Consider the following 12936-nt stretch of genomic DNA (forward strand, 5'->3'; position numbering starts at 1 on the left):
TTACCTTAGCTGAACAAACGCATTGCGCGGGTGGAGCCTGCCGGAATATCGGCATCGTTCATCTCGGCGTAGAAATCCTGCACCTGGCCGGCGATTTCGGTCAGCGCCGCATCCGACAGCGGCTGGTTGTAATCATCGACAATGGTGCCGTCCAGGCGCGCCATCAGGCCCCTGGCGCAGGCGACCATGGCGCCGAAGCCGTCGCGCGCCGGCGCCACGCATGGCACGTCCAGCAGCAGCGTCAGGCGCGCCGTGGTTTCCTCGGCCGGCGTCACATTGGTCGACAGCGAGAACAGGAAGCCGCCGTCGCCATCCGGCATCACGAAGCGGCCGTCCGGACGCACGTCGAAGCCCTGCTTCTCCAGCGCGCCGATCAGCGTGTTGATGGCCCATGGCGCGCCGTTGGTTTGCAGGTTGACGCCCAGTTGCGCATCGTGGCCGGCGACGAAGCGGTGCAGGTTGCGCGCTTCGGCCATCACCTCGATCATGTCCGGGATCACCGGTTCGGCGCCGATTTCATCGGCCATGGCGCGCAGCCGCGTCACCAGTTCCGAATATTCCAGTTCGTTCAGCGCGGTGCTGCGGCTGGCCAGCTGCACGCCGCCTTGCAGCTCGGTGTAGACGCCGCCATGCACCACCGGCTCCCAGTCGCCGCTGACGGCCTTGCCAATGTAGTGCACCGGCTTGTTGCCGACCATGCGCAGGGTTTGCAGCACCGGCAGCAGCTTGTCGCCGCGCGCCGGGGTTTCCAGCGCCAGCGGCAGCAGGCAGTCGATCAGCGGATCGACCAGTGCCGTGGCCTGCTCCGCCGCCGCGGCAGACGCCGCGTTGGCGCGCGCCGCCAGTTCGTCTTCACTTGCCGTCAGCATTGCGCCTTCATCGCTGGTGAAATCCGCAGCCAGGGCGCCGAGTGCAGCCGCGGCAGCCGAGGCTTCGCCGCCGGCCACGCCAGGCGCGGTGCCGTCGAGCGAGAAGCTCGGTTCCTGGCGCGCATGCGGCGCGGCCGGCGCGTTGGGCGTCGGCGCCAGCTGCGGCTCTTCGCCGGTGCGCATCAGCACATCGTCATGGTCGGTCGAGAAAGCGCGTTCGACGCTCTTCTTGGCCTTGTATTCCTGGATTTTGTTGTACGTGAAGACGCCGGCGACAAACACGCCGGCGGCTGCGATTAAGCTGATTTGGAGATCTGTCATGCTGCTTGTGCCTCGGAAGCGAAGTTTGCGGCGGATTCCATATCCACCGCCACGATGCGCGATACACCCTGCTCCTGCATCGTCACACCGATTAATTGATTGGCCATCTCCATCGCAATCTTGTTGTGCGAGATGAAGAGGAATTGGGTATGTTCAGACATGCGTTTGACCATACGGCAGAATCGTTCGGTATTGGCGTCGTCCAGCGGCGCGTCGACCTCGTCGAGGAGGCAGAACGGCGCCGGATTCAGCCGGAACATGGAGAACACCAGCGCGGTAGCCGTCAGCGCTTTCTCGCCACCGGACAGCAGGTGGATGGTGGCGTTCTTCTTGCCCGGCGGCTGGGCCATGACCTGCACGCCGGAGTCCAGAATTTCGTCGCCGGTCATGATCAGCTTCGCCTGGCCGCCGCCGAACAGAATCGGGAACAGTTCGGAGAAGTGGCCGTTGACGCGGTCGAAGGTGTCTTGCAGCAGGTCGCGCGTTTCCTTGTCGATCCGGGTAATGGCGTCTTCCAGCGTGTTGATCGCCTCGGTCAGATCGGCGTTCTGCGAATCGAGGAAGTTCTTGCGCTCGGACGCGGTGGCCAGTTCGTCCAGCGCCGCCAGGTTGACCGCGCCCAGCATCGAAATCGCATTGGTCAGGCGCGTCACCTCGCCCTGCAGGTAGGACGCCTTCATGTCCGGATGCAGCTTCTCGGCCAGCGCCGCCTCGTCGGCCTGCACTTCGGCCAGTTGCGCGGCGAACTGCTCCTGGTTCAGGCGCGCCGCCTGTTCCTTCAGCTGCATTTCCATGATCTTGTCGCGCTGCGGTTGCAGCGCGCGCTCGGTCGACATGCGGCCTTCCTCGAACAGGCGCAGTTGCTGCGCGATCTGATCGAGTTCGTGGCGCGCGTCGGACAGCGCTTTTTCCTGCGCCGTGCGACGGTCCAGCAGCTCCTGCAGGCCGTCGTTACTCTCGCCGGCTTCCAGGCCTTCCAGCTCCATGCGGCCGGCTTCCATGCTCTCGGTCACCTGCGCCACCTGTGCCGTGGCGGTGGCCACGTTGCGGCGGAATTCCTCGATCTTGCTGCGCTGGGTCTTCTCGGCGAACTGCACTTCCTGCGCCGCGCGTTCCAGGTCGCGCAAGGCTTCACGGGCGTCGGCCAAACGCTGTTCCTTTTCCATGAAGTCGGTCTGGCCGTCTTCGTGCGTGCCTTGCAGGTTGCCGAGCTCCATATCCAGCTGTTCGAATTTTTCTTCCGATTCCAGCTTGATCTGGGTCTGCTCTTCTTCCTGCGCGGTGATCTCGGCCAGGTCGGTCTCGATCTGCGTGCTGCGCTGGTTGAAGCGCGCTTCGATCTCGGACAGCTTGACCACATCCAGTTGCAGCGTGTGCACCGACTGCTGCAGGCTTTGCAGCTTGGCGCGGTACTCGGTCAGGCGGCGCGTCAGGTCCGACACGGCGGCATCCGCGCGCACCGAGCGCGAACGCGCTTCGTCGGCCAGCATCTGCTGCGCACGCAGCTGCTTGGTGATGTTGTCGATTTCCTGCTGGCGGCCCAGCATGCCGTCCTGCTCGGAATCGGCGGCGTAAAAACGCACGCTGTTCTGCGTGACGACGTGGCCCTGGCGCGTGATGATGCTGCCGCCCGCCGGCAGCCTGGCGCGGTCGGCGAATGCTTCGGCCGTGTCCTCGGCCATGTAGACATTGTGCAGCCAGTCCTGCAACAGGCCGCGCAGGCCCGGATCGTTAATCTTCAGCAGATTCAGGAACGGTTTCAGGCCGGCCGCTTCCACCGGCGCCGGCGGCACGGCGGTGGACGGCGCGTACAGCGCCAGCTTGGCCGGCGGCGCATCGCTGAAGAAGGCCTTGGCCCATTCGATGTTCGACATTTGCAGCGCCGAGGTGCGCTCGCGCAGCACCGACTCCAGCGCCGGCTCCCAGCCCGCTTCGATATTCAGTTTCTGCCACAGGCGCGGCAGCGATTCCAGCTCGTGCTTTTGCAGCCACGGCGTGACCTTGCCCTGGGTTTGCACGCGCTCCTGCAACTGGCGCAGCGCGTTCAGGCGTGCTTCCAGTTGCGCGTTGGCGGCGGTTTCGGTGTTGACCTGCTGCTGCGCGTCCTGGCGTTCCTGCTCCAGCTTCGGCTGCTGCTCCAGCGCTTCTTCCAGCACGAAGCTCTGTTCTTCCAGCGCCTGCTGCTTCTCTTCAAGCTGCAAACGCAGATTGGACAAATGCGCGTTATCCGGCAGGCTCAAGCCGTTCTTTTCCTGCTGCAGGCGCTCGCGCCGCACGGCCAGGCCGTTGAGGATGTTGTTGGCGTTGCGCTGGTGCGCGGATTCCAGTTCCAACTGCTGTTGCGCCTGCATGATGCGCGAGCGCGATTCGGTGCTGCGGGTCTGCGCTTCCTTCCAGGCCTGTTCCAGCATCGGCAGCGATTCGGCCTTTTGCTCGGCCATGACTTGCGATTCCTCGACCTTGGCGCTCAATTCTTCCAGGTTGAATTCCGCTTCCTCGATCTGCTCGCCGAATTCGCTGGCCTGGCGCTGCCATTGGTCGCGCTGCGCGGCCAGCGTGGCCAGTTGCACCTGCAGACGGCTGCGCGATTCGACCACGAATTTCATCTGCGCTTCCAGGCTGCCGATTTCGGCGTTGGTCTGGTACAGCGATCCCTGCGCCGTGTGCAGGCGGTCGCCGGCGGCGAAGTGCGACTGGCGCATCTGCTCCAGCGACAGCTCGACGTTGCGCAGCTTGGCGGTCTGCTCCTCCAGATCGTTCTGCGCCTGTTCGACTTCGCGGAAGTATTTCTTCTGTTCGTTCTCGGCTTCGATCTTGCGCAGCAGCCAGAGCAGCTTCTGCTTCTCTTCCTGGTCGGCTTGCAGCTGGTGGAACTTGGTCGCCACGGCGGCCTGGCCTTCCAGCTTTTCCAGGTTGGAGTTCAGTTCGCGCAGGATGTCTTCCACGCGCAGCAGGTTTTCGCGCGTGTCGTGCAGGCGGTTTTCGGTTTCGCGGCGGCGTTCCTTGTACTTCGATACGCCGGCCGCCTCTTCCAGGAACACGCGCAGCTCTTCCGGGCGCGACTCGATAATCCGCGAGATCATGCCCTGGCCGATAATCGCGTAGGCGCGCGGGCCGAGGCCGGTGCCGAGGAAAATGTCCTGGATGTCGCGCCGGCGCACCGGCTGACCATTGATGTAGTAGGTGGAGGTGCCGTCGCGCGTCAGCGTGCGCTTGACCGCGATCTCGGCATACTGGCCCCACTGCCCGGCGGCCTTGCCCGCGTTGTTGTCGAACACCAGCTCCACCGACGAGCGGCCGGCCGGCTTGCGGTGCGTCGAGCCGTTGAAGATCACGTCCTGCATCGACTCGCCGCGCAGCTCCGAGGCCTTGGATTCGCCCAGCACCCAGCGCACGGCGTCGATGATGTTCGACTTGCCGCAGCCGTTAGGACCGACCACGCCTACCAATTGACCCGGCACCTGGAAATTGGTGGGATCAACGAAAGACTTAAATCCCGACAATTTAATGGAAGATAGACGCACGTTGTTATCTGGTGGTTGGGCTGGAAAATTTCACAATAATACCATTTTGCGTATGATATCAGGCCGAAAACACAACACGCTGCACCATTGTCAGCGCGTCTGCGGCCGGGGCGCGTGCCACATGGCGCGGGTATAGAGATGGTCATGGCCGGACAGGTACAGCGCGGCCTTGGCTATCCACAGTTCCGCCGGCACCGGCTTGACATGGGGCGCCATCAGGAACACCGGCACGCACAGCACCGCCAGGATGCGGCTCAAGGCCAGGTGATGCTCACCGCTGGCATACCAGATGAAGGCGCCGGCCACGGCCAGGCCCAGCAGGCATCCGGTCCAGGCTTCGGACGGCGAATGGGAGTGGGTATAGATGCGCGACAGCGAAATCAGCACGGCGAGCAGCACGCCGGCGGTGCTACCCAGTATCTGCGCCCACGGCGGCGATGAACGGGTGATCAGGAAGCCGACCACCGGATAGACGGCCGCCGCCCGCATCGCATGGCCGCTGAAGCCGGCGAAGTCCACCGACTGCACGCCGATGCCCCAGCCCATGAAGGCCATCTTGGTGACCACCACCAGCGCCATGCCGGCGCCGTACAGGACCACCCAGGCGGCCGCCAGTCGCCAGGACTTGCCCGCCAACAGCCACACCGCGATGGCGCCGCCTATCGGCCCTGTCACCGCCATACTGCCGATCAAACTCAACCAATGCCAAATCATCACTTTGCACCTATCAATTCACGTGAACACATTCTAGCGATTATTGCCGCACCACAACAGTCAAGATCACCTTAACAGTGGTAGCATTCTCGCAATTCCGATCACCTCGGCGCAGCTCACATGATAACCAAAGGACGGGACAAGGCAATCTATTGTGCGCTGCTGCTTGGGCTGGTGCGGCTGGCCGCCTTGCCGCTGATTGCGCTGCGGCTGTTCGGCTGCCTGTTTTTCGCGCTGACGGGCTGGCCGCTGGCGCCGGCGCTGGTGCTGATCGCGCTGCTGGTCGTTTCGGCCCGGCCGTTTCGCGGCCGCCCTCTCGTCACCGCCCTGCTGGTCGCCACCTATCTCGCCAGCGTGCTGTTCCACGGCTGGGCAGACGCGCAACTGCGCTTGCGCGAAGGCCAGAACGTCATCTTCGATGTGCTGGAAGCAGCCATCATCGTCGCTCTGGCGGCATGCAGTCTAGTTAGCCGGCGGCGGCAGGTGGGATGATGCTGGCGTCGTTGTCGGCGGTGCGGGACAGGGCTTGGGACAAGGCGACGGCGACCACGCCTTCGGCACGAACGACCTGGGCGCTGCCTTCGCGGAAGCGCCGGGCAAGGTCGACGCCCGACATGGAGAAGGCTTCCTGCCGTGCCGCCGTTGAGAAGATGTAGAGCGTGCGCTGCGGACTGATCCAGGCCAGCTTGACCTTGCGGCTGCTGCCGTCCTCCTGCTCGAACTCCAGCCACATGCCGCGCGTCAGGCTGTCGACTTCGATGATCGCGTCTTCCTCTTCCGGCTCCGGTGCCGCCTGCCGCGCGGCTTCGGCGTCGGCCTTGGCTTGCAGCGCCAGCCGGCGTTCGGCCGCCTGCTGGGCCACCTGCATGGAGATTTCCACTTGCCGTTCAGGCGACATGTCCAGTGGCGCACGCACGATGGAGGCGTGGCATTCCGCGAGCTCGGCAAAGAATTGCAGACGGTCGGCGTCCTGCCACTTGATGACGTCCAGCCATTTGTTCAGCGCGGACAGCAGGCCCGGCAGCTTGGCGATCAGCTGTTTGCGGTCGTCCGGCGTCATTTTCGGCCGCACGCTCCAGATCAGGTCGTCCATGGCCCTGGTGGCGTTGTTGACGGCGCCTGGCTTGTCGTCCTCGATGCTGTAGGCGATGGTCAGCACCGACACCCAGCGCTGTTCGAGGAAGGCTTCGACCACGGCGATCACTTCACCGGTGCCGATGCGCAAGGCGACGGCGTTTTTGGCCAGCTTGTTCGACTCGGCCATTTTTTCCTGCTTGAGCGCGGCGGCGATCGGTGCGGCGATGGCGGCTGCGGCGGCTTTTTCCTCGGCCTGGATCGAGGCTTCCAGTTCGTTAACAGCTTCGGTGAACACCGACAGCTCCTGCTCGTAGTCGCGGCCGACGCGGTCGACGCTGCGCTGCATGGCCTGGAACAGCGGATCGTCCGGGCCTTTGCGCTGTTCCCAGCCCATGCGCGACAACAGTTCCAGCAGGCGGCGCGCCGGGTGGGCTTCCTGGAAGAAGAAGTTCTTGTCGACCAGTGCGGCTTTCAGCACCGGGATTTGCAGGAAGCGGATCAGTTCGCGGATTTCCGGCGAGATGCTCTGGTCGCGGAATACGGTGTCGAAGACGGCCGACAGCAGGTCGATGGTGGATTCATCGGCGCGCGTGAGGCTGCCTTCCGGCATGGTCTGCTTCAGGCTGGGCAGGTAGAAGACGTTGCCTGTCTGCGCCGGCGCGGCGCTGCCACTCGACTCGAACGGGACGGCTTTCTGCAGCGTGGCGAGGTAGGCCAGCAACGGCTGCCGGGCATGAAGTTGTGCCGCGCGTTGCAGTTCTTCGTTCGGCACCGCGCCGACGTGGAAGCCTTGCGCCGCTCCTTGCGGCCAGCCGCCAGCCGGCATCGCCATCTGCGCGCCGCCTGCGACCGCGCCGCCCGCAACCACGCCACCGACGAGCGGGCCGCTGGCAAACGGGCCGCCAACAAAGCCCTGCACCGGCCCGCTCACCGCGTGCGGGCCGGGCTGACCGGCAAACGCTGCGCCAGCGGCCTGCGAGCCGCCCTGCTGGCCGCCTGGTGGCTGCTGCGCGCCGTTCGGCGCCCACGTGCTGCCGGCCGACAGCACCGATGCCGGCAGATCCGGTATCGTCAAATCAACGCCGCCGCCCAGCATGCCGCTGGCGATGCCATCGACAATCTGCCCGGCCGCCGATCCCGCCACATCGCTGGACGCAAAAAACTGCCGTAACTGCTGCGCCAGCGCCGCCTGATTCGTCCTGGCCTTGGCCGCCCCGCCATCCGCCTTGCGGCGCTTGTAGCCGTCCACATTGCCCGGCAACACGCCCTTGCTCTGCAAGGCCAGACTCAAGGCCTCCAGCATCGGCCCCAGCTCGATAAACATGTCCGGCTTGATCCACGGCTGCAACAGCCCGGCCGACTCTTCCTCCGGATCAAACTCCGTCCACGCCTGCTGCAAGGCCTCCAGAAACACCGCCGGCCGGAATGGATTCTGGCTGACACGCAAAATGTCGCGCTCCAGCAAAAACGCCAGCCGCACATTCAGCGTCTGCAAGGCATCCGCATACTGCACCTCGAACGGCTTGCTGACGCCGCTCAAAGCGACCTTGTTGTCCATCTCCTCGAACGGCACCAGCGACAGCGGCTGGTCCGCGCCGCGCGCCACCCGCTTGGCGGCCGGCGCCAGCTCCGCGATCTCGCGCCGCAGCGCCTTCTCCAGCGTGCTGGTGGCCAGATGCAAAAACGCGAAATTCCGGTTGCGCAGCAGATTGCCGGCGCGAATGCGCTGCTGGATGAGGCGCGTATCGCCATCGGTCGCATCGATCAGCGCCCCGGCCAGCCTGGCGGCCAGATCCAGATACTGATCGCCCGCATGCTTGACCGCGATGCCGATCAGCTCTTCCAGCAAGGCATGGCGCGGCGACACCGTCTTTTTCGGCGTAGCGGGCGTTATTGGAGTTGCAACCATGGGCGTTCCTGCGGAGTCAATCAGCGTATTTCACCATTCTTGCATGATATTTCCATCAAGCAATACCAAACCACCAAGTATCTGCAATTTTTTGCGTATTTTGAGACGGCTCAACAGACAAGATTGCAGTTTCCCTAAGATAAAAAACTCTCTTTCCGTCCATCAACCGCCACCAAGGATGCCCATGAAATTCCTGCACAACCTGGAAACGTCCCGCAAATTGCTGGCCGCCTTTGCCGTCGTGCTGTGCCTGACGGCGCTGGTGGGGATCAGCGCGCTGTCGCGCATCAGCGCCATCAACCATGCCTCGGCCGACCTCAACGGCCAGTGGCTGCCGCAGACCATCAACGCCTTGTCCCGCCGCAATGAAACCCTGCTCAGCGAAGGCTCGGAACCGTCGCTGGAAACCCGGCTGCAACAGGCGAAGGCCCTGAACACGCAGCTGAGTCAGCTATTGGTCAGCGCCATCCAGTCCAGCCAGGAGGCAACAAAGCAGCAAGATGAATTGTACGCCGGCGCCCGCGTCACGACGTTCAGCCTGTTGTTTGCCGCCATCGCCGGCGGCGCCTTGCTGGCGCTGTGGACGGCGCGCTCGATCACCTCGCCCTTGCAGCACGCGATGCTGGTGGCGCAACGCATCGCCGGCGGCGACCTCGGCACGCGCATTCCGCCGCAGCCAAACAACCAGACCGGCAAGCTGCTGTGCGCCATGCAGCACATGAACGACAGCCTGCACGCCATCGTCAGCCAGGTGCAGAGCGGCGCGCGGGCGATCGGCGGTTCGGCGGCCGAAATTGCGGAAGGCAACCAGGATTTGTCGGCGCGTACCGAGCAGCAGGCGTCGGCGCTGGAGCAGACCGCGTCCTCCATGGAGCAGCTGACCGCCACCGTGCGCCAGAACGCCGGCCATGCGATGGAAGCCAACAAGCTGGCGCTGTCGGCGTCCGCCGTGGCGGTGCGCGGCGGCGGCGATGTGGCGCAGGTGGTCGGCACCATGGCGTCGATCAACGACAGCTCGCGCAAGATTGCCGAGATTATCGGCGTGATTGACGGCATCGCCTTCCAGACCAATATCCTGGCCCTGAACGCGGCGGTGGAAGCGGCGCGCGCCGGCGAACAGGGGCGCGGTTTCGCGGTGGTGGCGTCCGAAGTGCGCAACCTGGCGCAGCGGTCGGCAGCGGCAGCCAAGGAAATCAAGGAGTTGATCGACGATTCGGTCGACAAGGTGGCGCGCGGCACGCAACTGGCCGATCAGGCGCGCAAGACCATGGACGAAGTGGTCGGCAGCGTCAAGCAGGTGACCGGACTGATCGGCGAAATCGCCGACGCCAGCGCCGAGCAGACCGCCGGGCTGGAACAGGTGAATCAGGCAATTTCCGCCATGGACCAGGCGACCCAGCAGAATGCGGCGCTGGTGGAGCAGGCGGCGGCTGCGGCGGCGTCGATGCAGGGCGAAACCGCCAAACTAAGCGCGGCCATCAGCGTGTTTGCCATCGCCGCCGAGCCACCGGGGGCGATGGCGCCGGAAGTCGCCAGGCCGCAACCGGCCGTGCGCGCCACCCTGCCGCAGCCGGCGCGCACGCCGCGCAAGGAAGTCGAGTGGGAAGAATTTTAATCTGCCAGTGAGGTCTACTCCTACAGACCATCAGGGCGAACTCCGATACCGGGCAGAAGCTCAAAAACGCATGATGGCGTCACCGGAAACGCCTCAGCTAGCAAACGGCCGGGACGATTCTGGCGAGTACGTTCTTTTCACTTTAAAAAGGAAGCAAAATGAACTCGAACCAAAAAGGCAGCAGCAGTAACCAGGGCTCGAAACAAGGCTCGAACCAAGGCAGCAGCAAGCAGTCCGGCACCGCCGGCTCGTCCAGCGGGTCGCGCAGCAATCAGCAAAGCGGCACCCAGGGCGGCACCCATGAGCAGCACGTCGAAGCTGGTCGTCAAAGCCACAAAAATGACGGCAACAAGCAATCCGGCAATCGCTAAGTAGACAATCAGCGGTAAATGCGGCGCCTTGCGCGCCGCATCGTTGCCCCATCAGATGTTGGTCACCCGTTGCCCGCTAGGCGGCACAAAATCTTCCACACCGTTGATCATCCCCACTTTGAGCGCCTGGGCGGACGTCAGATGCAGGTCCGAATACTCGTGCGTGCGCCATTGCTCTTCCGCCAGTTCGACGTGGTTGCGCAGGATTTGCTCGGTGCGGGCGTCGTCCGCCTGCAAGCCCTCGACGATGATGCGCAGCGCGTCCGGACGGGCGCCGTGCGGCGCGCTGGCGTGCGACTTGTGCACCATGAAACGGGCAGTGTCGCTGGCGTAGCGCTCGCTTCCCGACAGAAACAATATGACGGCGATCGACGCCACCGCGCCGGCGTTGTAGGTGACGATTTTGATCGGCAACTTGCTCAGGTAGTTGTACAGGCAGATGCCGTCGCTGACATAGCCGCCATTGGACTGAATCAGGATGTGGGCGGTGGTGATGCGGTCTTCCGTCATGTCGGCCACCGCGTCGAAAACGCGGCGAACCATGTCGCTGTTAACATCCCCGGAAAGCGTGAACCACGCATGTCCTTCGTAATTTGTATGATCTTGGCTCATGGCTGGGCTCTTGAATAAGTGTGATTTATTCTAGCAAATTGTCGGTATGGAAGCTTTTTTATTGCCTCATTCGTGCGCGACCCCACGCCGGGCCGCAAGATTGACATTCAGGCCCTTCTGACATATATTCCCGAGTCTTGATCGGGAGAGGGCAAACTCGCGTTGCCGCCGAAGGGGCACTACCCACAAACTCTCAGGCAAAAGGACCGGTCAAGGGGTCATCAATGACTCAAACTCTGGAGAGAGATTGCATGGGCAATCCACCGAAGGGGCGTGCGGAAAGATCTTTTCCGCTATCTCTCAGGTACCAAGGACAGAGGGGTTTGGAATATTAGTATTCCCTGTTAACCTCTTTTCGTTCGGACCGTGCCATGACGCTCAAAGCTACCCCCCTCAATAACGCTCACCGCGCAGCCGGCGCCCGCATGGTCGATTTCGGCGGCTGGGACATGCCCGTCAACTACGGCTCCCAAATCGAAGAACACAACGCCGTGCGCACCGACGTCGGCATGTTCGACGTCGCCCACATGTGCGTGGTCGACATCAAGGGCGACCAGGTGCGCGCCTTCCTGCGCGGCCTGCTGGCCAACAACGTCGACAAGCTGCAAGTCTCGGGCAAGGCGCTGTATTCGTGCATGCTGAATCCGGAAGGCACCGTCATCGACGACCTGATCGTCTACTTCATCAATGAGAGCTGGTTCCGCCTGGTGGTCAACGCCGGCACCGCCGAGAAGGACGTGGCGTGGATGCAGGCGCAGAACGACGCCACCGGCTCCGGCCTGACCATCACCCAGCGCCGCGACGGCGCCAACGCCATGGCGCTGATCGCCGTGCAAGGCCCGAACGCCCGCGCCAAGGTCTGGGAAGTGATTCCGGAATCGAAGGACGCCACCGCTGAAATGAAGCCGTTCAACGTCGCCTTCGCGCAAAGCGCCGCCTTCGGCGAGGCGATGATCGCCCGCACCGGCTACACCGGCGAAGACGGCTTTGAAATCGGCGTCGCCGCCGAGCAGGCCGAGAACCTGTGGAACGCGCTGGTCGCCGCCGGCGTCAAGCCGGCAGGCCTGGGCGCGCGCGACACGCTGCGCCTGGAAGCCGGCATGAACCTGTACGGCCAGGACATGGACGAAACCGTGAACCCGCTCGACGCCGGCCTGGCATGGACCATCGACCCGGTCTCCGAGCGCGACTTCATCGGCAAGGCCGCGCTGCAGGCCAAGGGCCAGAACAGCCAGTTCGTGGGCCTGATCCTGCGCGAAAAAGGCGGCGTGCTGCGCGCGCACCAGAAAGTCATCGTGGCCGGCACCGACGCCACCGGCGAGATCACCAGCGGCACCTTCAGCCCGAGCATGCAGCAGGCCATCGCCCTGGCGCGCGTGCCGAACGGCGTGAACGTCGGCGACACCGTGCATGTGGAAATCCGCGACAAGAAACTGGCCGCTTCTGTGGTTAAATTGCCGTTCGTCCGCAACGGCAAGATCTTGGCCGTTTAATTAAAATTTACCTCTCGATCCTTTTTGGAGCTTTACATGAACATTCCTGCAGACCTGAAGTACACCGAATCCCACGAGTGGGTACGCGCTGAAGCCGACGGCACTGTCACCGTTGGCATCACCGAGTACGCGCAGGACGCACTGGGCGACATCGTCTTCGTCGAACTGCCGAAAGTCGGCGACACCTACGAAGCCGGCAGCGACGCCGCCGTGGTGGAATCGGTGAAAGCCGCCAGCGACATCTACGCGCCAGTAGCCGGCGAAGTCGTGGCCGTGAACGAAGAAGTGGTCAACGCTCCGGAATCGATCAACGCCGACGCCTACGCCAACTGGCTGTTCAAGATCAAGCCTAGCGACGCCGCAGCCATCAACGGCCTGCTGGATGCTGAAGCCTACGGCAAAAACACCGGCGCCTAAATTCGAGCGCTCCG

The 12936-nt window shown here is 63.7% G+C and carries 10 protein-coding genes and 2 riboswitches; of the genes, 5 read left to right on the top strand and 5 right to left on the bottom strand.

Features of this window, described 5'->3' with window-relative positions; genetic code table 11:
- Nucleotides 1-5 precede the first annotated feature (5 nt).
- The 3 genes from GJ695_RS19205 to GJ695_RS19215 form a co-directional block, all read right to left on the bottom strand.
- Nucleotides 6-1190: a cell division protein ZipA C-terminal FtsZ-binding domain-containing protein gene (locus GJ695_RS19205; RefSeq protein ID WP_154367516.1), complete on the bottom strand. Its 1185-nt coding sequence runs from the start codon at nucleotides 1188-1190 to the stop codon at nucleotides 6-8.
- On the bottom strand, nucleotides 1187-4714 hold the full coding sequence (gene smc, locus GJ695_RS19210; protein WP_166455206.1) for a chromosome segregation protein SMC: 3528 nt from the start codon (nucleotides 4712-4714) through the stop codon (nucleotides 1187-1189). The genes GJ695_RS19205 and smc overlap by 4 nt, the downstream gene beginning before the upstream one ends.
- A 90-nt stretch (nucleotides 4715-4804) precedes the next feature.
- Complete coding sequence (locus GJ695_RS19215) at nucleotides 4805-5428, bottom strand: phosphatase PAP2 family protein (protein ID WP_229260515.1); 624 nt, start codon at nucleotides 5426-5428, stop codon at nucleotides 4805-4807.
- Between the two features lie 120 nt (nucleotides 5429-5548).
- Between GJ695_RS19215 and GJ695_RS19220 the strand changes: the two genes are divergently transcribed.
- Nucleotides 5549-5920 (top strand): hypothetical protein, encoded by a 372-nt coding sequence (locus GJ695_RS19220; RefSeq protein ID WP_154367518.1) that lies wholly within the window; start codon nucleotides 5549-5551, stop codon nucleotides 5918-5920.
- On the opposite strand, the gene GJ695_RS19225 is transcribed toward GJ695_RS19220, so the two are convergent.
- Nucleotides 5895-8414 carry a DUF1631 family protein gene (locus GJ695_RS19225; protein ID WP_154367520.1) on the bottom strand — a complete coding sequence of 840 codons (2520 nt, stop codon included), beginning with the start codon at nucleotides 8412-8414 and terminating at the stop codon, nucleotides 5895-5897. The genes GJ695_RS19220 and GJ695_RS19225 overlap by 26 nt on opposite strands.
- A gap of 184 nt (nucleotides 8415-8598) precedes the next feature.
- Here GJ695_RS19225 and GJ695_RS19230 point away from each other — a divergent pair, with 184 nt between their 5' ends.
- A complete protein-coding gene (locus GJ695_RS19230; RefSeq protein WP_154367522.1) occupies nucleotides 8599-10029 on the top strand; it encodes a methyl-accepting chemotaxis protein in 1431 nt (476 codons plus the stop codon).
- 158 nt (nucleotides 10030-10187) lie between these two features.
- Nucleotides 10188-10400, top strand: coding sequence for a hypothetical protein (locus tag GJ695_RS19235; RefSeq protein ID WP_154367524.1), 213 nt, complete (start codon nucleotides 10188-10190; stop codon nucleotides 10398-10400).
- Nucleotides 10401-10451: 51 nt separating this feature from the next.
- On the opposite strand, the gene GJ695_RS19240 is transcribed toward GJ695_RS19235, so the two are convergent.
- Entirely contained in the window at nucleotides 10452-11012 is a 561-nt protein-coding gene (locus GJ695_RS19240) for an ATP-dependent Clp protease proteolytic subunit (protein ID WP_154367526.1), read from the bottom strand.
- Nucleotides 11013-11144: 132 nt separating this feature from the next.
- Nucleotides 11145-11231: riboswitch (glycine riboswitch) on the top strand.
- A 7-nt stretch (nucleotides 11232-11238) separates the two neighbouring features.
- Nucleotides 11239-11339: riboswitch (glycine riboswitch) on the top strand.
- 44 nt (nucleotides 11340-11383) lie between these two features.
- On the opposite strand from GJ695_RS19240, the gene gcvT reads away from it, so the two are divergent.
- Nucleotides 11384-12505 carry a glycine cleavage system aminomethyltransferase GcvT gene (gcvT, locus tag GJ695_RS19245; RefSeq protein ID WP_154367527.1) on the top strand — a complete coding sequence of 374 codons (1122 nt, stop codon included), beginning with the start codon at nucleotides 11384-11386 and terminating at the stop codon, nucleotides 12503-12505.
- A gap of 36 nt (nucleotides 12506-12541) precedes the next feature.
- Nucleotides 12542-12922, top strand: coding sequence for a glycine cleavage system protein GcvH (gene gcvH, locus GJ695_RS19250; RefSeq protein ID WP_154355614.1), 381 nt, complete (start codon nucleotides 12542-12544; stop codon nucleotides 12920-12922).
- Nucleotides 12923-12936 lie beyond the last annotated feature (14 nt).

Source organism: Duganella alba (assembly GCF_009674495.1).
Taxonomy (GTDB): Bacteria; Pseudomonadota; Gammaproteobacteria; order Burkholderiales; family Burkholderiaceae_D; genus Rugamonas; species Rugamonas alba.